General features: G+C 69.5%; 21 protein-coding genes. 9 read left to right on the forward strand and 12 right to left on the reverse strand.

The features are described from left to right. The first annotated feature begins 1 nt into the window (after nt 1). A complete protein-coding gene (locus KME78_RS53940; protein ID WP_219537831.1) occupies nt 2-2,125 on the forward strand; it encodes a glycoside hydrolase family 43 protein in 2,124 nt (707 codons plus the stop codon). A gap of 3 nt (nt 2,126-2,128) precedes the next feature. Further along, nucleotides 2,129-3,595: an arabinosylfuranosidase ArfA gene (gene arfA / locus KME78_RS53945; RefSeq protein WP_219537832.1), complete on the forward strand. Its 1,467-nt coding sequence runs from the start codon at nt 2,129-2,131 to the stop codon at nt 3,593-3,595. Nucleotides 3,596-3,673: 78 nt separating this feature from the next. On the opposite strand, the gene KME78_RS53950 is transcribed toward arfA, so the two are convergent. From KME78_RS53950 to KME78_RS53960, 3 genes are all read right to left on the reverse strand, one after another. Beyond that, complete coding sequence (locus KME78_RS53950; RefSeq protein WP_219537833.1) at nt 3,674-4,873, reverse strand: MFS transporter; 1,200 nt, start codon at nt 4,871-4,873, stop codon at nt 3,674-3,676. A gap of 8 nt (nt 4,874-4,881) precedes the next feature. Then, nucleotides 4,882-5,040 (reverse strand): hypothetical protein, encoded by a 159-nt coding sequence (locus tag KME78_RS53955; protein WP_219537834.1) that lies wholly within the window; start codon nt 5,038-5,040, stop codon nt 4,882-4,884. A 113-nt stretch (nt 5,041-5,153) separates the two neighbouring features. After that, nucleotides 5,154-5,726 carry a TetR/AcrR family transcriptional regulator gene (locus KME78_RS53960; protein WP_219537835.1) on the reverse strand — a complete coding sequence of 191 codons (573 nt, stop codon included), beginning with the start codon at nt 5,724-5,726 and terminating at the stop codon, nt 5,154-5,156. Nucleotides 5,727-5,840: 114 nt separating this feature from the next. Between KME78_RS53960 and KME78_RS53965 the strand changes: the two genes are divergently transcribed. Beyond that, nucleotides 5,841-6,476 (forward strand): DUF2218 domain-containing protein, encoded by a 636-nt coding sequence (locus tag KME78_RS53965; protein WP_219537836.1) that lies wholly within the window; start codon nt 5,841-5,843, stop codon nt 6,474-6,476. Nucleotides 6,477-6,495: 19 nt separating this feature from the next. Here KME78_RS53965 and KME78_RS53970 read toward each other — a convergent pair whose 3' ends face one another. The 4 genes from KME78_RS53970 to KME78_RS53985 all read right to left on the reverse strand — a co-directional run bounded on the left by KME78_RS53970 (nt 6,496) and on the right by KME78_RS53985 (nt 8,809). After that, complete coding sequence (locus KME78_RS53970; RefSeq protein ID WP_219537837.1) at nt 6,496-6,843, reverse strand: ester cyclase; 348 nt, start codon at nt 6,841-6,843, stop codon at nt 6,496-6,498. After that, nucleotides 6,840-7,307: a MarR family winged helix-turn-helix transcriptional regulator gene (locus KME78_RS53975; protein WP_219537838.1), complete on the reverse strand. Its 468-nt coding sequence runs from the start codon at nt 7,305-7,307 to the stop codon at nt 6,840-6,842. The genes KME78_RS53970 and KME78_RS53975 overlap by 4 nt, the downstream gene beginning before the upstream one ends. 99 nt (nt 7,308-7,406) lie before the next feature. Continuing rightward, a complete protein-coding gene (locus tag KME78_RS53980; RefSeq protein WP_219537839.1) occupies nt 7,407-8,045 on the reverse strand; it encodes an NAD(P)-dependent oxidoreductase in 639 nt (212 codons plus the stop codon). Between the two features lie 161 nt (nt 8,046-8,206). Next, the gene (locus tag KME78_RS53985) at nt 8,207-8,809 is read right to left on the reverse strand and encodes an NADPH-dependent FMN reductase (RefSeq protein ID WP_219537840.1); all 603 of its coding nucleotides are present in this window, start codon (nt 8,807-8,809) and stop codon (nt 8,207-8,209) included. Between the two features lie 102 nt (nt 8,810-8,911). Here KME78_RS53985 and KME78_RS53990 point away from each other — a divergent pair, with 102 nt between their 5' ends. After that, on the forward strand, nt 8,912-9,766 hold the full coding sequence (locus tag KME78_RS53990; protein WP_219537841.1) for a helix-turn-helix transcriptional regulator: 855 nt from the start codon (nt 8,912-8,914) through the stop codon (nt 9,764-9,766). A gap of 259 nt (nt 9,767-10,025) precedes the next feature. On the opposite strand, the gene KME78_RS53995 is transcribed toward KME78_RS53990, so the two are convergent. Both KME78_RS53995 and KME78_RS54000 read right to left on the reverse strand, forming a co-directional pair. Continuing rightward, nucleotides 10,026-10,646, reverse strand: coding sequence for a pentapeptide repeat-containing protein (locus KME78_RS53995; protein WP_219537842.1), 621 nt, complete (start codon nt 10,644-10,646; stop codon nt 10,026-10,028). Beyond that, nucleotides 10,643-10,801, reverse strand: a complete 159-nt coding sequence (locus KME78_RS54000; RefSeq protein WP_219537843.1) for a hypothetical protein — start codon at nt 10,799-10,801, stop codon at nt 10,643-10,645. The genes KME78_RS53995 and KME78_RS54000 overlap by 4 nt, the downstream gene beginning before the upstream one ends. 106 nt (nt 10,802-10,907) lie before the next feature. Here KME78_RS54000 and KME78_RS54005 point away from each other — a divergent pair, with 106 nt between their 5' ends. Then, entirely contained in the window at nt 10,908-11,174 is a 267-nt protein-coding gene (locus KME78_RS54005; protein ID WP_219537844.1) for a P-loop NTPase family protein, read from the forward strand. 9 nt (nt 11,175-11,183) lie between these two features. Here KME78_RS54005 and KME78_RS54010 read toward each other — a convergent pair whose 3' ends face one another. Then, nucleotides 11,184-11,345 (reverse strand): hypothetical protein, encoded by a 162-nt coding sequence (locus tag KME78_RS54010; protein WP_219537845.1) that lies wholly within the window; start codon nt 11,343-11,345, stop codon nt 11,184-11,186. A gap of 316 nt (nt 11,346-11,661) precedes the next feature. Here KME78_RS54010 and KME78_RS54015 point away from each other — a divergent pair, with 316 nt between their 5' ends. After that, nucleotides 11,662-12,555: a methyltransferase domain-containing protein gene (locus tag KME78_RS54015; RefSeq protein ID WP_219537846.1), complete on the forward strand. Its 894-nt coding sequence runs from the start codon at nt 11,662-11,664 to the stop codon at nt 12,553-12,555. A gap of 193 nt (nt 12,556-12,748) precedes the next feature. After that, nucleotides 12,749-12,940, forward strand: a complete 192-nt coding sequence (locus tag KME78_RS65545; protein WP_308127488.1) for an ATP-binding cassette domain-containing protein — start codon at nt 12,749-12,751, stop codon at nt 12,938-12,940. Here the strand turns inward: KME78_RS65545 and KME78_RS54025 are convergent. After that, nucleotides 12,923-13,909, reverse strand: a complete 987-nt coding sequence (locus tag KME78_RS54025) for an aldo/keto reductase (protein WP_219537847.1) — start codon at nt 13,907-13,909, stop codon at nt 12,923-12,925. The genes KME78_RS65545 and KME78_RS54025 overlap by 18 nt on opposite strands. 369 nt (nt 13,910-14,278) lie before the next feature. On the opposite strand from KME78_RS54025, the gene KME78_RS66805 reads away from it, so the two are divergent. Next, nucleotides 14,279-15,031, forward strand: coding sequence for an NUDIX hydrolase (locus tag KME78_RS66805; RefSeq protein WP_219537848.1), 753 nt, complete (start codon nt 14,279-14,281; stop codon nt 15,029-15,031). Nucleotides 15,032-15,131: 100 nt separating this feature from the next. On the opposite strand, the gene KME78_RS54035 is transcribed toward KME78_RS66805, so the two are convergent. Next, nucleotides 15,132-15,803 carry a lytic polysaccharide monooxygenase auxiliary activity family 9 protein gene (locus KME78_RS54035; protein WP_219537849.1) on the reverse strand — a complete coding sequence of 224 codons (672 nt, stop codon included), beginning with the start codon at nt 15,801-15,803 and terminating at the stop codon, nt 15,132-15,134. 395 nt (nt 15,804-16,198) lie between these two features. Between KME78_RS54035 and KME78_RS54040 the strand changes: the two genes are divergently transcribed. Continuing rightward, nucleotides 16,199-18,682 (forward strand): glycoside hydrolase family 3 N-terminal domain-containing protein, encoded by a 2,484-nt coding sequence (locus KME78_RS54040; RefSeq protein ID WP_219537850.1) that lies wholly within the window; start codon nt 16,199-16,201, stop codon nt 18,680-18,682. Nucleotides 18,683-18,782 lie beyond the last annotated feature (100 nt).

Consider the following 18,782-nt stretch of genomic DNA (forward strand, 5'->3'; position numbering starts at 1 on the left):
CATGCACCTGGCTGTCATCGCCACGCTGATCCTCTCCCTCTTCACCAATCCAGTGTCCGACTCCTTCTCCGACACGTTCGCCGACCCGTCGGTGATCCGCGGGCAGGACGGCTACTGGTACTCCTACGGCACGTCGGACCCGCTGCGCGAGGGCGAGAAGGTCCTGCACAACCTGCCGATCGCCCGCTCCAGCGACCTGGTCAACTGGACGTACGTGAGCGACGCGTTCGGGCCGGACAACCTGCCGTCGTACGCGGCGCCGGGCAGTCTGTTCTGGGCACCGGACATCCGTTACCTCGACGGCCGGTACGTCATGTACTTCACCGTCACCAACACCGCCACCACGCCCGCCAACTGGGACTACTCGATCGGCGCCGCCACCGCGCCCACGCCGACCGGGCCGTGGACGCACATCGACGCCCCGGTCGTCGCCCCACGTCCCTCGGGCAACTCGTACTGGAACACGATCGACCCCGCGCAGTTCACCGACGTGGACGGGCGCAAGTACCTGTACTTCGGCGGGTTCTTCGGCGGCCTGTGGGTGACCGAGCTGTCCGCCGACGGGCTGCGCGCCACCGGGCAGCCGCAGCAGGTCGCGATCGACAACAAGTTCGAGGGCGCGTACGTGGTGCGCCACGACGGCTACTACTACCTGCTCGGTTCCTCGGCGAACTGCTGCGCCGGGCCGACCACCGGCTACTCGGTGCTGGCCGGGCGCTCGACCAGCCCGCGCGGGCCGTTCGTCGACCGCGAGGGCGTGCCGCTGCTGGCCTCGCGCGCCGGTGGCACCCCTGTCCTGGACCAGAACGGCAACCGCTTCATCGGCACCGGCCACCACGCCCAGCTCACCGACCTCTCCGGTCAGGACTGGATGCTCTACCACGCCATCGATCGAAGCGACCCGTTCCTGGACGAGCCGTACGGGATCAACGAGCGGCCCATGCTGCTGGACCGGCTGGACTGGATCGACGGCTGGCCGACCGTGCGTGCCGGGGCCGGGCCTTCCGAACAGTCGCGGCAGACGCCGGTGACCCGCGGCGTCGTGAACGATCGGTTCGCGGGCGATCTGTCGGGCTGGCGGAACACGGCCGGCTGGACCGTGCAGGAGGGACATGTCCGTGGCCAGGGCACCCTCATCAGCCGCAAGTCGCTCGGTGGGGACGTCCGCGTCGAGACCGACCTCAAGACGGACAAGTCCGCCGGGATTCGCCTCGGCGGCACGACCGCGGTCGTTTCGCGCGACGGGTTGACGCTCACCTCGGGCGGCGCGTCCCGTACGGTGGCGCTGCCCGGAGGGGCCGCGACCTGGCACAACCTGGCCGTCACCGTCAAGGGACGGACGATCACCGCCGAGGTGACCGAGGCCCGGCTGCGTGACCCGCAGGCGAGCGTCACCGTCACGGGCAGCGCGAACGGCCCGATCGGGCTGGTCGCCGACGGGAGCGCCGACTTCGACAACGTCTCTGCAGCCCCGCTGTTCAAGGCCGTCACCAAGGCGGTGCCGACGCCGCGTACGGGCAGGCTGCTGGACGCCGACGAGTTCAACGGGCCGCTCGACTCCCGCTGGACCTGGGTGCGGCAGGACGCCGCGGCCAGGACCGAGGAGGGCGTGCTGCGCTGGCCCGTCGAGGGCGCCGACCTGGTCGGGGCCGCCAACAAGGCGTCGGTGCTGCTGCGCGAGGCCCCCAAGGGCGACTACGTCGTGGAGACCAAGGTCACGCTCGACCTGGGCGAGGACGCCGTACGCAACTACCAGCAGGCCGGGCTGGTCGCCTACGCCTCCGACGACGACTTCGCCCGCCTGTCCCAGGTCGCCATCTGGAACACCCGCCAGGTCGAGTACGGCCGCGAGCTGACCTTCGCCGACCGCCTGTCCTACGGCGGCAACATCGTCGGCCCGCCCGCCAGGACCACCTGGCTGCGGCTGGCGCACCACGTGGACCCGGCCAACGGGGAGCACGAGTTCCGCGCCGGATCCAGCCGTGACGGCAAGACCTGGACCTGGGGCGGCGTGTGGACCTTCCCCAAGGACACGGCCGTGCGCCTCGGCCTGGTCGCCCACGGAGGGGCCCAGCCGGCCGTCAACGCCGACTTCGACTACGTACGCGTCTACCGAGGAGCCTGACCTGTGCCGCAAGCACACCTGACCCTTGACCCCTCTTTCCGCATCGCCCCCGTCAACCGGCGCCTGTTCGGCTCGTTCGTCGAGCACATGGGCCGGTGCGTCTACACCGGCATCTACGAGCCGGGTCACCCGGCGGCGGACGAGAACGGCTTCCGCACCGACGTGCTGGAGCTGACCCGCGAGATGGGCGTGAGCGTGGTCCGCTACCCGGGAGGCAACTTCGTCTCCGGCTACCGCTGGGAGGACGGCGTCGGCCCCGACCGGCCCACCCGGCTGGACCTGGCCTGGCGGCAGATCGAGACGAACGCGTTCGGGCTCAACGAGTTCATGACCTGGACCCGGGCCGCCGGGGTGGAGCCGATGATGGCCGTCAACCTCGGCACCCGGGGCCTCCAGGAGGCCTGTGACCTGCTCGAATACACCAACCACCCGTCAGGTACGCAGTGGTCGGACCTGCGCGTCAAACACGGAGTGACCGACCCGTACCGGATCAAGCTCTGGTGTCTCGGCAACGAGATGGACGGACCCTGGCAGATCGGCCACAAGACCGCGCACGAGTACGGACGCCTCGCGAACGAGACCGCCAAGGCCATGCGGCTCGTCGACCCCGACCTCGAACTGGTGCTGTGCGGCAGCTCCAACAGCGGGATGCCGACGTTCGGCGCGTGGGAGGCCACTGTGCTCGAACACGCCTACGACGCGGTCGACTACCTGTCGCTGCACAACTACTACGAGGAGAACGGCGACCTGCCCGGCTTCCTCTGCAGCGCCGTGGACATGGACCGCTACATCTCGGCCATCGTGGCCACGGCCGACCACATCGGGGCGAAGCTCCGGCGCAAGAAGAAGATCAACCTGTCCTTCGACGAGTGGAACGTCTGGAACCAGAGCCGGTTCGCCGGGCGCGAGCGCTCGCCGTTCCAGGAGGCGCCGGAGCTGATCGAGGACACCTTCACCGCCGCCGACGCCGTGGTGGTGGGGGACTTCCTGATCACGCTGCTGCGGCACACCGACCGGGTGAGCATCGCCTGCCAGGCGCAGCTCGCCAACATCATCGCGCCGATCAGGACCGAGCCCGGCGGCCCGGCCTGGCGTCAGACGATCTTCCACCCGTTCGCGCTGACGGCCCGGCACGCGCGCGGCACCGTGCTGCGGGTGGAGCCGTCCGGGCCGCTCCTGGAGACCGAACGGTACGGCGAGGCGCCCGCGCTGTCGGCGGTGGCCACCGTCGACGAGTCCCAGGTGGCGCTGTTCGCCGTCAACCGCTCGCCCGACCAGGACCTCGACCTCACCGTCCGGCTCCCGGCGGCGGTCCGGCCGGTGTCGGCCTCGGTGATCGCCGCCGGGGACGACCCGCACCGGGTGGAGGCCCTTCCGCAGCCGCTGACCGTACAGGCTGACGGTGACCGGCTGACGGCGCGGCTGCCGGCCGCGTCGTGGACGATGATCCTTGCGGAGTGCGATTTGTAGACCGGAGGACTGCTCTGTCGAAGGCCGCGCTGGAGCGCGGCCTTCGGCAGGTGCGGGTCGAGGGTCAGGGGCGGGTGCTCATCGAGATGTCCGTTCCGTAGGGAGGCGGGAGATCAGCCACGTGACCGACAGGGCGGCGGCGCACAGACCGGCCAGCGCCCACAGGCCGCCGTCGAAGGAGCCGGTCGCATCCTTGAACGCGCCCAGCCCGAAGGAGAAGACCACTCCCCCGAGGTTGGCGCAGAAGTTGCTGAAGCCGGTGACCAGGCCCGCGTTGGTGGTGCCGACGTACTGCAGCGGCACGGCGAACAGCGGCCCGAAGTAGAGCTGAAGGAAGATCGAGTTCACCGCGATCACCGCGATCAGCGCGGGGAGAGTGTCGACGAAGGGGATCAGGAAGATCGTGACGGCCAGCATGGCCAGGGAGGTTCCGACGACGGCCAGGGGCCGGCCGAGGCGGTCGGACACCCAGCCGCCGAGGAAGTTGGACGGGGCCGTGACCGCCGCTCCAATGGCCACGACGACGCCGGCCGTGCCCAGGGAGTAGCCCTTTTCCTCGACGATGAGGCTGGGTAACCAGAACGCCATCCCGGTGACCACCGCGAGGCGGACGAACTGGATGAAGCCGCTCAGCCACACGGCACGGTGAGACAGGAGCTCGCGGGCGTCCGCCCAGGTCGGCGGCCTGGCCTCGGCCTTGGGCGGGGCCGAGTCGCCCAGCTTGGCGAAGGCCAGCACGACCAGCATGCCGCTGGCCGCGAAGATCACCATCAGCCAGCGCCAGCCCAAGGGACCGACCAGCACCGGGCCGAGCGCGTTGAGCAGGATGTTGGAGGAGAATCCGCCCGCCACGTAGAGGCCCATGGCCGTGGCCCGGCGATCCTCGCGGAACTGGCGGCTGATCAGCATGAGGCCAGGTGCGAACACCAGCGCCCGGAAGACTCCGGAGACCGCCTGGTTCGCCAGCAGCCAGCCGTAGGAGTCGAGCAGGGAGAAGGTGAGCGAGAGCACGTTGACGCCGAGCAGGCCCATCACGAACAGGCGTTTGGCGTCGAACCGGTCCGAGAGATACCCGGACGGGATCTGCATGAGCGCGTACGTGAAGGTGCCGGAGGCGGCCAGCAGCCCCGCCTGCGAGGGGCTGATGCCGAGGTCGTGCCGGATGAGCGGGAGGAACAGGGCGATAGCCCCGAAGGCGAGACCCTGCATGCTCTGGCACACCACGATCAACGTGGAGTTGAGCGCCCGGGCCGGAGGCGCGCCGGCCTCTACGGTCACACCCCCCATCAGAAGCGCACGATGGACGCGGGCGACGGATCCGCACCGTCGGCCATCTTCCGCCGGTCGGCCGCGCTGAACAGCAGCGCCCGGGAGGCCGCCGGCCGGGCGCCGGGTCGCCGCATCATCAGCGGGTCCTCGGTCGGTGTCGTGAACTGCGGCGTCATACCCCGCGTCATTATGCGCACATATTTGACCATAGCGTCCTGCGCACCGTAGCCGATGCCCTGCATCAGGGCGGCGCGCAGCGGCGGGTGCGGCACTCAGTTGTGCGGAACGGTCATGGCCGTAGTCCGGCCAGGGTGACGGCGACCAGGCGGTGGATCGCGTCGTGGCCGGGGGCGGCGCCGGCCGCCGTGAGGGCGTGCAGGCAGTAGTCGGCCAGTTCATCGGCCGGTACGTCGTCGCGCACCTCACCCGCTCGGGCGGCCTCGGCGAGCAGGTCTTGGATGAAGTCGCGTAGTCGTCGCCGCGCGCGGTCGACGTGTTCGTCGCGGTGCAGCAGCGTGGCGAGTTCGCCGCCGTGGTGCGCCGCTGAGTGGTGCTGGATCCGCGCGTAGGTCCGCAGGACGGCTTGCAGGCGTACGAGTGCCGGGTCAGCGGGGTCGTCGGCGGCGGCGAGTTGGTCGAGGTGCGTGGTGATCTGACGTTCGTGCCAGGCGGTGAGGACGGCGTGGGCGTCGGGGAAGTATTTGTACAGCGTCGCCCGGCCGATGCCGGCCCGCTCGGCGATCTGCGACATCGTCAAGGCGACCAGGCCGTGCTCCGCCACCAGCGTGGCCATGGCGTCCAGGGCCGCGTCCCGCACCGCGGCGCGATGCTTGTCGATCGTCTCGTTCCACAACTTGGGCACGGCCTCGATCATACATGCCGTTGATGCTCGAAACATAATGACGTTGACAGAGACAGTATGTATCGATAAATCTGATGTCGACAGAACGCCACCCCGGCGACCAGAAGGAATGCGATGCCGACCCTGACAGCCCAGATCGAGACCGAGCGTGCGAGCCGGTACCTCGTCCAGTTCTGCAAGCACGCCGCCGCCATGGGCCGTGGCGGCGGCGGCCACACGCCGCGCATGCACCTGCGCGGCATGATGGACCGCCGCGAGCTGCGGGTAACCGCCGAATGGTCCGACACCGACGGGACGGTCACCTTCACCCCGTGGGGCCGGTGCACGCTCACCGCCGAGGACGACGCCCTTACGCTGCTCATCGAGGCCGCCGACGAAGACGGCCTGCGTCAGATCCGGGACGTCGTCAGCCGGGACTTCGAGCGCTTCAGCCAGCGCGATCCGCTGACCGTGACCTGGCATCGGACCGAGACCTCCGACGCCGACGCTCCGGAGAAGGGCGCGTTGACACCCGCACCCCGGCGAGGCCGGCTGCGCTCCAACCTCCAGGCGATCCTGCTCGCGGCGGCCGTGGTCGTGATCATCGGCCTGCACGTCGGGCTGGCCGGCACCGTCGTGGCGAACTCGGCGTGGGCCGGCATGGCCGCCAACGTCGTCGTGGCGCTGGTGGTGCTGAAGGTCGCGTTCATCGCCCTGGCCCGCTTCGGCTTCCGGCGCCGCAAGGCCACCAAGACGCCCGACGACAGTTGAGGGAAAGCCGCGCCTGCGGTCACCTCAGCGTGGACACGCCCCACAGTTCGGCGATGCGTCCGTCTTGTACCCGGAAGATCTCCAGCATCGTCGGCGGACGCTGCCCGGCGGCATCGGCCGGGATCCCGCGCAGGGTGGTGCGGACGGCGACCTTGTCCCCGTCGACGAGCATGTCCTCGACGACCACCTCGACGTCGGGGAACCTCTCGTGGAACCGCGTCCATGATCGGGTGACGCTTTCGGCGCCGGTGGTGCCCAGGGGGTGGCTGACGAAATCCGCGGCGAAGATGCTCTCGGCGGCTCCGAAGTCATGGGTGTTGAACGCCTCGTACATGCGCCACCCAACAGCTCTGACGTCGTCGGTCATTTGCTCGCTCCTGTCTCAGGGCGGACGATCGGCCCGCCGGCCGGGTCGATCCCGGCCATGGCGGCGCGCAGGCGCTCCAGGGCACTCAGGACGATCTCCCGCTCGTGCGCGGAGATGCCGTCGAGCAGCCGCACCTGGTAGTCCTGGTGAGACCGCTCGAGGTCGGTGGCCGCCCGCTCACCGGCGGGTGTCAGGCTGGCCAGGGTGTAGCGGTTGTCCGCCGGATCGATGCGGCGGCCGACCATCCCCTCGGCCTCGAACTCTTTGATCAGCCGGGTGACGCTCGCCCCGTCCAGAGACAGGGCCTGACGCAGGTCGCTGTGACTGGTCTCCCCGTTCCTCCACAGTCGCATCAGCAACTGAAGCCTGGACGAACTCATCCCCACATGCCGCGCGAACGCCTGCCGCATCTCGGCGCAGGCACCGCCCAACTCACGGAAGAACCGGTCCTCAGAAGTCTCCACGCCTGATCTTTCTGCCGTCGGAGCGATCACCTCTACTCTTTCTAGCAACAACTCTTGATGGCATCAAGAGTATGTGACATCAAGAATTCCGGCACGCACTCAGATGGCCACCGAAACGGCGTGGCGCACCGACGCGGGATCAGCGGCCAGCGCGAGCAGGCAGTGGGCCAGGTCGGCGCGGGTCGTACTGAGACCGCCCCTGAGGTTGACGTCCCACGCCGTGCGGTAACGGCCCGTCAGCCCGCTGTCGGTGAGACGACTCGGCCGCACGATGGTCCAGTCGAGGTTCGTTGCCCGTAGCCGCCGTTCGGCTTCGCGCAGGTCGGCGTAGGAGTGCTTGAAGAGCCGCTGCACGATGAGCGGCTTGATGACGTACCGGACGAACACCCCGTCGCCCGCGTCGGTCACGAGGCCGCCGGCGCTGGTCATGAGCAGGCGCCGCGTGCGCCCACGCGCCATCGCCGTGGCGATGGCGCTGATGCTGTCGGCGCACACCGTGGTGGGCGCCCGATCGCGGGAGCCCATCGCGGACAGTACGGCATCGCGGTCCTTGACGGCGGGCGCGATGGCGTCGGGATCCATCAGGTCGGCCTGGCGGATGTCGAGGCCGGAGGGCAGGTCGGCGGGCAGCCGCCGGGGGTCGCGTACCACCGCTGTCACCTCGTGTCCGGCGGCGAGCGCCTGACGGAGCAGCTCGACACCGGTGCCTCCGGTAGCTCCGAAGATCGTCAGCTTCATGGCGCCTCCTCATCAGCCCACTGCCTATCGTGAGTGAGGACTCACTAACCCGTCAAGTCCGGACATGTTGGTACGCGACCGCGACCCTCGCCTGCGCGGGGTACGCCGACAGGAGACCTTCGGTGCGCGGGGGCGCGTCCCTCTCACGCGCGGATACGCCGTCAGGACACGTACGGCACGCGTGCCCTCGCGTCATGCAGCGCGGCGGCCCACCAGGCGAGCTGGTCGAGCAGCGTCTTGGCCGCGCCGTTCACCCCGTCGAGGTCCAGGGGGCGGCCGTCGGCGTCGAAGCGCTGCCAATGGTTGTCGAACGTGACCATGTCCCGGATGGTCGTCGCATGCACCTCCGCGAACACCTGCCGCAAGTGCTCGACGGCTCGCACCCCGCCACCGAACCCGCCATATGAGACGAACGCGACAGGCTTGGCCTGCCACTCGGTGTAGTGCCAATCGATGAAGCTCTTGAGCGAGGCCGGGAAGCTGTGGTTGTACTCGGGCGTCACCACGACGAACGCGTCCGCCGCGCCCACCCTTCTGGCCAGCTCGGCCATCGCGGGCGGGCGCGTCTCCGTGGCCACGAGATCCTCCAGACCGGCGGGCAGTGCTGCGGGGAGGGGCGTCTCGGCCAGATCGATCACATCGATGTCGAACCCGTCATGCAACCGCGCCTGCTCCGTGAACCACCGCGCGATCACCGGGCCGAACCGGCCCTCCCTGACACTGCCGATCAGCACAGCGAGCTTGAGAGTCTGTGTTCTTGTCATGCCCTCGACCCTGCCGCGCCGTCCACGACCGAGGAAGGCCGGGCTCAGACTGGCACTGACAGGGCCACGATCCGCCGGAGCCGGGCCGGTAGTGTCCGAGGCGTGAGTACGAACGAGCTGGGCGCCTTCCTGCGTGCCCGACGCGAGGCCATCACGCCTGCCGAGGCCGGGCTGCCCAGCGGCACCCGGCGGCGCACGCCCGGCCTGCGCCGCTCGGAGCTGGCCACGCTGTCCGGGATCAGCGTCGAATACCTCTCGCGCCTGGAGCAGGGCCGCGACCGCCACCCTTCGAGCCAGGTGCTCGGCGCGCTCGCCGACGCCCTGCGTCTCGGCTCGGCCGAACGCCTCCACCTGCGCCGGCTCTCCAAGGTCGTCGACGGCGACTCCCTCTGCCCGTCCGCCATCCCGCCGGCCCGCGTCGTCCGTCCGACCGTACGAGCCCTGCTCGACCGGCTCGAGCCGACGCCCGCCATTCTCGTCAACCGGCTGAGCGAGATACTCGCCCACACCACCGGCTACGAACGTCTCGCCGCCCCCGTCGGCCTGCTCGACGGGGTGCCGCCCAGCCTTGTCCGGTTCGTGTTCACCGATGTCCGGGCGCGGGCGGTGTACCCCGACTGGGAGCGGGTGGCGGATGAGCAGGTGGCCAGCCTCAAGATCGAATCGTCCCGCGCCGATCCGCATGTCCGTCACCTGTCGGAGGAGCTGACCGTCCTCGCGGGCGCCCCGTTCGCCACCCGCCTGTCGAAAGCGGCCGGCCTGCCCCAGCGCGCGGGGACGGAACGGCTGGTGCATCCCCTGGCGGGCGAGCTGCGGCTGTCGTACGAGACGCTCGACCTGCCGGACATCGAGGGCCAGCGCCTGATCGTCTACCTACCGGCCGACGAGACCACCTCGACCGCCCTCGACCGCCTCACCGGCCGCCAACCGGGAGCCCTCCGCGCGGTCACCGGCTGACGAAGGCTGCCTGATGCCAGCACGCTCCTCGATCTCCTGGGGTGACGCCCGCCCTCGCAGCCGGCGGACACCGGGCGGCTTCACGGACGCCGGCACGCTCCTCGCCCCCCGGGACGACGCCCGCCCCCACAGCCGGCGGACACCGGGCGGTTTCGCGGACGTTCGTGCGCTCCTCGACCTCATCGGACGTTCCACAGGCCCCGCGCGGCAATGTGATCATCGGTGAGGCCACGAGGGCGACCGAAGCGGCACAACCCTCCTATGCGCGGACGTCGAAGCCCAGTGCGGTGGCCACCACGGTCGCCTGGAAGGAGTCGATGATCGCCTTCTTCAACGTGACCGTCGACGGGTCCAGGTCGGACAGGTCGCTGCCCCGCAGATCGCAGCCCGTGAGGTCGGCGCCGTTCAGCCACGCCCCCGAAAGGTCGCAGCGCAACACCTCGGCCTTCTCCAACCGGGCGCCCGTCAGGTCGGCCTCGCGTAGACGTACCCCGTGAAAAGCGCTGCCCCGCAGGTCGGCGCCGGGCAGACCGGTGAACGACCAGTCGCCGCCCTCGACCTTCAGCAGCCCGTAGGAGCAGCCGTCGAACATGCTGCCCGTCATCTTGCACGCCTTGAACGTCGCGTCGAAGAACGAGCAGCGCGAGAACGTGCAGTTGAGGAACAGCGCGTCCTCGTGCTCGGACACGTTGAACCGGACACTGCTGAAGGTGCACTCCTCGAAGACGGAGCCACTGTTCGTCAACTCCGTCATGTCCACGTCGACGAACAGCACCTGATGGTAGGTCTCCTGCGCCAGGTCCCGGCCGTCCCAGTCAGCCGACCGGACCGCCGTGCGGGTTGGAAACGCGGGACGGCCCTGCCTGCGGTCGGCCGTCATCCGGCGACCTCCGTTCGGTCGATGACGACCACGGGCAGCCTCCACTGTGCCTTGCGCTGGTAGCGGTGCCCGGAAGCGCCGTCGATTTCGACGTATTTCTGGATATGCCCGGCCACCCAGCCCACCGGGCTGTCCGTGATCCCCCGCACTTCCATAAGCCCTCCTCCCGCGTCCTCGCGAGCCTCCCATGCGCCACCGACAGAATCCGCGGGCAGGATGTGGCACGGGTTCACTCGGCCCGGAAGGCCGCACCTCCGCTGCTTGAGCGCGTCGGGGAGGTCTGTCACCGGGCAATCCCTCCGCGGCTATTACCTGGATGTCTCCTGGCAAGAGACACTCCGCAGGCACGACACGCGGCCCCAGCGCGCCCAGTTCGGCCCCGATGACATGCGGCCGTGGTACCTCGAGCAGGACGTCCTGCCCGACGCAATGGAGACGATCATCGACGAGAGCAGCACACTGGACGACACCGTGAGGCTGATTGTCCGGGACGCTGGTCTTCTGGTCAGCGAGGCGACCCGCCTGTGAGCAGCCGGGCTAGCTGACGTTGACTCCAACCTTCAGGCACGCCGGGTCGATCCACCCGGCTCCCCGCGTGGGCCACGCCCAGTCGATCAGTAGAGCGCGGCCCTCGGCGATGAGCATGTTGAGCGGGTTGTAGTCGGTGGTGGTGTAAGGGTGGTGTGCGCGGGACACCATCTCCCGAAGGCGTGATCTCTACGTGCCTTACACGGTCTTGGGGAACAGCGGTGCAACCCTGACCAGCGGCCATGCCCGCCATCAGCGTCGACACCGCCGACGGGTCGCCGCAGACCCCGCCAGGCTGTCGCCATCGCTCCTGGCACCGTCGGCCACCCCGCCTACGGGGCCACCCGTAGGTTCCAGCGAAAAACAACCCTTCCGGCGCGTCACGGTGCAGAACCGTGCTGTAGGACGTGCGGGGTTCGCCGGCTGTGTGAGATATCCCTCTCCCGTCATCGTGGCGCTGGTGGACTGGGACGATGACCATGTAGCGATGACCTCCTCGCCCCGCCCGCCGCACGTCGGTGACCGACCGGATCCGACAGGCGGGACTACCGCGCTCGGTGGAGAGCCCGCTCCCGCCCGCGGGTACCTGCTGGACAACGCGCGCGCAGAGGCGGGCGAGCGATTCGTTTGGCTGGCCGAGCTGTTCGACGGTGTGACGCGGGGGCACTTCGATCGGCTGGGGGTCAGGGTCGGCTCGCGCTGCTGGGAGGTGGGGGCCGGTGGCCGCAGTATCCCGGAGGCGCTCGCGGCGGCCGTCGGTCCGACCGGGCACGTGCTGGCCACGGACATCGACCCGTCGTGGCTGAAGGCAGGCGGCGGGTACGAGGTGCGCCGGCACGACGTCGCCGCTGATCCGCCCCCGGAGCCGGGGACGTTCGATCTGGTGCACGCCCGGCTCGTGCTGATCCATGTACCCGACCGGGCTTGGGCGTTGGCCACGATGGTGGCGGCGCTGCGGCCCGGCGGCTGGCTTCTGGTCGAGGACGCCGATACCGCTCTGCAGCCACTGGCATGCCTGGACGACAGCGGCCCGGCGCAGCGGCGAGCCAACCGGATGCGCGACGCGGTCCGGGAGCTGCTGACGCGCCGCGGCGCGGACCTGCGCTACGGCCGGACACTGCCGCGGGCATTGCGTGAGGCCGGCTTGATAGATGTCGCCGCGTCGGGCTCTTTCCCGGTCGGCGGGCTGGCCTGCGACCGGCTGGAGGCGGCGACCATCCGGCACGTGCGCGGCGAGCTGCTCGCGGCCGGCCTGGCCGACGACGCCGAGATCGACGCGCACTTGGCCGCCATCCACGCGGGCAAACTCGACCTGACACTCGCGCCGCTGATCTCGGCCTGGGGACGCCGTCCAGCCGAGCACCCGCCGGCACTCGGTTAAGTGCGGATCCAGGCGCTGCCCGACCTGCCCGCATGCGCACCGGCCGGTACATGGACGACTGGGAATCCTTCATCGAGGAGGTAGCCGGGCAACGCCTGGACCGGGGAGCCATCGTGCCGGTCCACCCCTGCATGTCGCCCTGCACCGCGTCACCTACCGCTACCCCGAAGCCGGCCACGACACCCTGCACGAGGTGGACTTCGAGGTCCGCCGAGGGGAGATCGTCGCCGTGGTGGGCGAGAACGGCTCCGGCAAGATCACGCTCATGAAACTGCTGTCCGGGCTCAACCTGCCCACCCAAGGCGTGGTCACCTGGGACGGCATCAGTACGCGTGATCTGGATACGCACGCCCTTGACGGTCCTCCACTAGTGGACCGCGTCTAGGCGGACCCGCTGCTCCTCGGTCAGTTCAAGGTCCACCGCAGCGAGGTTCTCCTCCAACTGCGCCACCGACGACGCACCAGCCAGCGGGATCACCGGGAACCGGCCGCCGATCTGCCAGGCCAGCACCACCTGGTTCACGCTCGCCCCGCTCTCATTGGCGACCTGGCGCAGCACCGCCATCCGGGCAGGAGTTCCGGGGTGGTCGTAGTCCGGCGGCACCGGCTTATCCTCCCTGGTGTAGGCGCCACCTAGCAGCGGCGAGTAGGCGACCAGGGTCAGGCCAGGCTCAGCGCGTAGGTAGCTGAGCAGTTCGGCTCCGGCATGCCCGAGGCTACCGTCCTCGAAGATCGATTCGGGCATGTCGAAGCGAGGGCGCAGATGGCTGTGCTGGTACTGCAGCACCTCGTACCCGGCCACCCCCGCCGCAGCGGCCAGGGCACGGGCCCGCTCCACCCGCCAGATCGCATGGTTGCTCACCCCGAGTAGCCCAACCGTGCCCTCCGCCACCAACTCGCCGAAGCCCTCGACGGTGTTGCCGAGCGGCACTGTTCGATCCTCGATGTGCGCATAAAGCAGGTCGATCTTGTCCACGCCGAGCCGTTCCCGGCTGCGCTCGGCCGACTCCCGGATCGTCATTGCGGACAACCCCTCGGCGTTGCCGTCGTAGCTGGTGCCGGGTGCGAGCGGCCGCGCCCCCAGCTTGGTGGCGATCACGATCTCCTCGCCGATGCCCCGGCTGCGACGCCAGCGACCGAGGAGTTCCTCGCTCTGCCCGCCTTGGCTGCCGTCGGTCCAGAAAGCGTAATTGTTGGACGTGTCGATGAACGTCCCGCCGGCCTCGACATAGCGGTCGAGGATGGCGAAAGACGTCTTCTCATCGGTCACCGAGCCGAACAGCATCGCGCCGAGGGCGAGCACGCTTACCTCACGGCGAGTCGTCGAGTCGGTGCCAATCGTCCGATATTTCATGCCGTCTCTCCAGTCCGGCCCGCCGTATCCGGGCCCGAGGGAGAGTCTGGCTGCTGGAGCGAACTCCAGGTCAAGTTAGATAGGCGTAGTGGGATCCGACTGCAGCGCCGTCAGCCGCCCTGAACTCATTACCGGCAAGCAGCGCGCCAAGAACGGCCACGTTGACCACGCGCCGGGCGCCGAACCGGTCTGATTCTCAATGATATTTCCTGGCCTGACCGGCTCCCAAGTGCTGTCCAAACTGACTGGCAAACGTTGCTGCGACTCACGCAGAATCACGAGCCGAATGGTTTCGCGCAGAAGGGCTTTTTTTTCGCGCACGGTGAGCGCCGCCGTTGGTGTTCGGTTGTGATGTGCCAGCATGAGTTGGTGACCGAGCCATTGCCGCGGCCTCGTGAGGCCAGTCTTCTGGAAGTTCGCCGGCTCCGCCTGATCGAGGACGCCGCGCCGCGGGTGCCGCCTGCTGAGCGGGTGGCCATGGATCGCCTGTGGGAGGAGGCGGTCCAGGCCAACCCCTGTCTCTTCGACGGGCCGGTGGCAGCGTGCGCGGGGCTGGATCAGGATGGGCCGCACAGCGTGGTTCTCACCTGGGCGAGGACGACCTACCGCCACCGCGCTCTGCGCTGGGTTCCGGGGGCCACCTCGTGGCTGCCGTCTCTTTTCGTCGCCGTCGCGCAACCGGCGACTGATGACGGGAGCCTGCTGGTGGGGCGGATGTCGGCGTCGACGGCCACCCCTGGTCGCTGGCAGCTACCTGGTGGAGCGGTCGAACCGCCCGCCGAGGGTGCGGGCCTCGATACGGCCGCCCTGCGCTCGCACGCCGCTCGGGAGCTGGCCGAGGAGACCGGCCTCGGCACGGCGCCGAGTGACCTGTCGCTGTGGCTGGTCACGCGCGGCGAGAACGGGAGCGTGGGCGTGGTGTTCCTGGCCCCGCACCAGCCGACATCGCTGCTGCGCGAGCGGTTCGCCGCTCTGACGTCCGCCGAGGCGGCACAGGGGCGCGATCCGGAGCTGGAGCGGATCGCTTTCATCCGCTCCCCGGCCGAGGTAGCAGGACTCAAGGACGCGTGCGTGGACTACCTGGCGCCGCTCGTCCGCCACTACGTCAACTCGGGCTCCTAGAAGCGATCACTGCGGTACACCGCCATCCACGGCCTCCTGTCCATCGACCTGCCTGGCCAGTCCCCCGGAGTCCGGGCGCGCCCGGCGGAGGTTGAGGGGCTCAGGTGAAGTTGACGTCGCTGCAGAAGTAGAACGTCTGGTCCATGTGCGACGCTTTCCAGATCGTGTAGATGACGTGGCGGCCCGTGCGTCCGGCACTGGTCAGGTTATTGATCATGTACGTCTGGCCCGGCGCGTACTTGGCGGTCTCGCGGACAAGTTCCAGGTGGTTCCAGCCCAGGGCGGTGGTCGTGGCGTTGTAGCCCTGGCGGGTGATGTAGACCCTGATGTAGTCGGCGCCATGGCTGGCCTGGTCGTTCAGGCGGATGTTGAAGGTGCCGCCGAGGTTCGTCATCGTCCAGGCGCCTGGTGTGTCCATGGATCGGTAGCGGCCGTCCTGGGTCCGGCCCGCGCTGCACAGTTGGCCGTTGGGGATGACCGCCTGGTGGTTGCCGCCGACGTTGTCGCGGTAGAGGCCGTTCCAGTTCCACATGGCGTTCGTGTTGTCCTGCCATGCCTGCCAGCACATGGGGTCTTTCTGCTGCATGGTGGGGTTCTGGAAGTCGTTGCCCCAGCGTAGCCAGCAGCCGTAGTTGCGGGATGCCGGGTCGACGACGGATCCGTGGGCCGAAGCGGTGCCGGTCGGCGAGATGGCGTAGAGCGTCGCCGCGGCCAGCAGCAGGACCAGGGCGCGGAGCGCCCAGCGGGATGTACGGACTTGGGCGTGGGCCATGGTGCGGTCTCCATGTTCCGGTGGGGGTCTCGGATAGTGGGAGCGCTCCCGCGTGGCGCGACCGTATCTGACCGCATGAGTGAAGACAATGACAGGCGAGAGTCAACGCGTGCGCCAGCGCATGCGTGCCGTGGTCGATTCAGGGGGCGAGCAGCGAAAAGCAGTTCGGCGACCGAGCCGGTGATGTTACCGAGTCAGGTGAAAGTTTCAGCCGCCGATCGACGTATTTCCTTTTACCAGGTTCCACGTGAAAGTTTCACCCGATCTCGGCTGTTTCCGCTGGTACTGCGGACTGGCCGGGATGGCATGGTGAGCGGCCAGAGAAATGGCGGAGCGGTGACTTAGAGTCGAGCTTGGGAGCGCTCCCAACTTCGATCAACCAAGAATGGCGGGCCATGAGAAACGCGAGCCTGAATTGGCCGACGCGGGCGGCCGTGACGCTGCTGGTCGCCGCCCTGCTGGGCGTTCCCGGGGTGTCCAGCACGGTCGCCGGGCCGGCCGTTTTCGCGTCGGCCGCCTACCCGTACCAGGATCCGACCCTGCCCGTGCCGACCCGGGTGGCCGACCTGATGGGCCGGATGTCGCTGGAGGAGAAGCTCGGCCAGATGACGCAGGCCGAGCGCGGCTCGGTCAGCGCCGCCGACGTCACGACGTACCGGCTCGGCTCGGTGCTGTCGGGCGGCGGCTCCGGGCCGTCCCCGAACACGGCCGCGTCTTGGGCGGACATGTACGACAATTTCCAGAACGCGGCCCTGGCCACGCCGCTGGGCATCCCCCTCCTTTACGGCGTCGACGCCGTACACGGCCACAACAACGTCGTCGGCGCCACGATCTTCCCGCACAACATCGGGCTCGGCGCGACCCGGGACCCCGCGCTGGCGCAGCGGGTCGGCCGGGCCGTGGCCGAGGAGGTCTCCGGCACCGGCGTGGACTGGGATTTCGCGCCCTGCCTGTGCGTGGCACGCAACGACCGGTGGGGCCGCACGTACGAGTCCTTCGGCGAGACGCCCGAGCTGGCCTCGTCCATGGCCACGATCGTGACCGGCCTGCAGGGCGCCGTGCTGAACGGCCCGGCCTCCGTACTGGCCACGGCCAAGCACTACCTCGGCGACGGCGGCACCACGGGCGGCGTGGACCAGGGCGACACCCAGCTGTCCGAGGCCGACCTGCGGGCGATCCACCTGCCACCGTTCAGGGCCGCGGTGGAGCGCGGGGTGGGCTCGGTGATGATCTCGTTCAGCAGCTGGAACGGCGCCAAGCTGCACGGGCACCAGTACCTGATCACCACCGTGCTCAAGGGCGAGCTGGGCTTCTCCGGCCTCGTGGTCTCCGACTGGGACGGCATCGACCAGATCGACGGCGCCGCCGGCACCTCCGCGCTCGACGTGCGCACGGCCGTGAACGCCGGCATCGACATGGTGATGGTGCCCACGGCCTGGCGGCGGTTCATCGACCTGCTACGGGCCGAGGTGCAGGCGGGCCGGGTGACCACGGCCCGGGTCGACGACGCGGTCCGGCGCGTCCTGACGAAGAAGTTCGAGCTCGGCCTGTTCGAGAAACCGCTGACCGACCGGTCCTACACCGCGACCGTCGGCAGCTCGGCGCACCGCGCCCTGGCCCGCGAGGCGGTGGCCAAGTCGCAGGTCGTGCTGAAGAACGCCGGGAACATCCTGCCGCTCGCCCGGGGTGGCAAGATCTTCGTGGCGGGCAAGAGCGCGGACGACATCGGCAATCAGAGCGGCGGCTGGACGATCTCCTGGCAGGGCTCGTCCGGCGCCATCACCCCCGGCACCACCATCCTGCAGGGCATCAGGAACACCGCCGGCTCGGCCACGACCGTCACCTACAGCCGCGACGGCAGCGGCATCGACGGCTCCTATCGCGTGGCGATCGCCGTGGTCGGCGAAACGCCGTACGCCGAGGGCCAGGGTGACCGCCCAGGCGGCCTGGGCCTGGACACCACCGACCTGAACACCATCGCCACCCTGCGCGCGGCCGGGGTGCCCGTCGTGGTCGTGCTGGTCTCGGGGCGCCCCCTCGACATCGCGGCCCAGCTGCCCGGCTGGAACGCCCTGATGGCCGCCTGGCTGCCGGGCACCGAGGGCCAGGGCGTGGCCGATGTGCTGTTCGGCACGGTACAGCCCACCGGCAAGCTGCCCATGACCTGGATGAGCAGCGCCTCCCAGCAGCCGATCAACGCGGGCGACGGCAAGACACCGCTGTTTCCGTACGGCTCCGGCCTGACGTACGGGCAGTCGCAGGACGACACCAGCCCGCCCACCGCGCCCGGCACGCCGGTCGCGTCCGAGACCACCTCCTCGTCCACGAGCCTGTCGTGGTCCGCCTCGTCCGACAACGTGGGCGTGACCGGCTACGACGTGGTCCGCGTGCAGCCGGCGGGCGAGACGACGGTGGCCACGGCCACGACCGCCACGGCCACCGTCACCGGCCTGGCCGCGAATACGTCCTACACCTTCGCCGTCTACGCCAAGGACGCCGCCGGCAACCGCTCGCCGCGCTCGGGGACGGTCACCGTGACCACGCGCGCCGACGGCGGGACGGGCGGCTGCTCGGTCACCGCGACGGTGCAGAGCCAGTGGAGCACCGGGTACGTCATCCAGGTGGCGGTGACCAACACCGGCACGAGCGCCGCGAACGGCTGGGGCGTCACCTTCACCCTGCCGTCCGGCCATCAGATCACCGGGTCGTGGAACGTCTCCCTCACGGTAAGCGGCCAGGCCGCCACGGCGGGCAACGCCGCGCACAACGGGACGCTCGCGCCCGGCGCGAGCACCTCCTTCGGCTTCCAGGCCAGTCGGCCGGCCGGCGACACCCGCCTGCCATCCGGCTACGCCTGCGCGTGGAGAACCGGACCTTGAAAATTACATCGTCGAAAGCGGCCGAACGCGCAGCTCGCGGGGCCGGAGCCGCGACAGGTGACGGATCAGCTCATTGTTGACGCGTCGAAAACTGCATAGG

This window comes from Nonomuraea guangzhouensis (genome assembly GCF_019396345.1).
Lineage (GTDB): Bacteria > Actinomycetota > Actinomycetes > Streptosporangiales > Streptosporangiaceae > Nonomuraea > Nonomuraea guangzhouensis.

Coding starts and splice junctions, on each gene's coding strand:
- KME78_RS53970 (WP_219537837.1), bottom strand. CDS start 6,843: ATGACCGACGACGTCAGAGCTGTTGGGTGGCGCATGTACGAGGCGTTC.
- KME78_RS54025 (WP_219537847.1), bottom strand. CDS start 13,909: ATGAAATATCGGACGATTGGCACCGACTCGACGACTCGCCGTGAGGTA.
- KME78_RS54000 (WP_219537843.1), bottom strand. CDS start 10,801: ATGGAAGTGCGGGGGATCACGGACAGCCCGGTGGGCTGGGTGGCCGGG.
- KME78_RS54015 (WP_219537846.1), top strand. CDS start 11,662: ATGACCTCCTCGCCCCGCCCGCCGCACGTCGGTGACCGACCGGATCCG.
- KME78_RS54040 (WP_219537850.1), top strand. CDS start 16,199: ATGAGAAACGCGAGCCTGAATTGGCCGACGCGGGCGGCCGTGACGCTG.
- KME78_RS53985 (WP_219537840.1), bottom strand. CDS start 8,809: ATGACAAGAACACAGACTCTCAAGCTCGCTGTGCTGATCGGCAGTGTC.
- KME78_RS53995 (WP_219537842.1), bottom strand. CDS start 10,646: ATGACGGCCGACCGCAGGCAGGGCCGTCCCGCGTTTCCAACCCGCACG.
- KME78_RS53955 (WP_219537834.1), bottom strand. CDS start 5,040: ATGACGCCGCAGTTCACGACACCGACCGAGGACCCGCTGATGATGCGG.
- KME78_RS54010 (WP_219537845.1), bottom strand. CDS start 11,345: ATGGTGTCCCGCGCACACCACCCTTACACCACCACCGACTACAACCCG.
- KME78_RS53980 (WP_219537839.1), bottom strand. CDS start 8,045: ATGAAGCTGACGATCTTCGGAGCTACCGGAGGCACCGGTGTCGAGCTG.
- KME78_RS53965 (WP_219537836.1), top strand. CDS start 5,841: ATGCCGACCCTGACAGCCCAGATCGAGACCGAGCGTGCGAGCCGGTAC.
- KME78_RS54035 (WP_219537849.1), bottom strand. CDS start 15,803: ATGGCCCACGCCCAAGTCCGTACATCCCGCTGGGCGCTCCGCGCCCTG.
- KME78_RS53940 (WP_219537831.1), top strand. CDS start 2: ATGCACCTGGCTGTCATCGCCACGCTGATCCTCTCCCTCTTCACCAAT.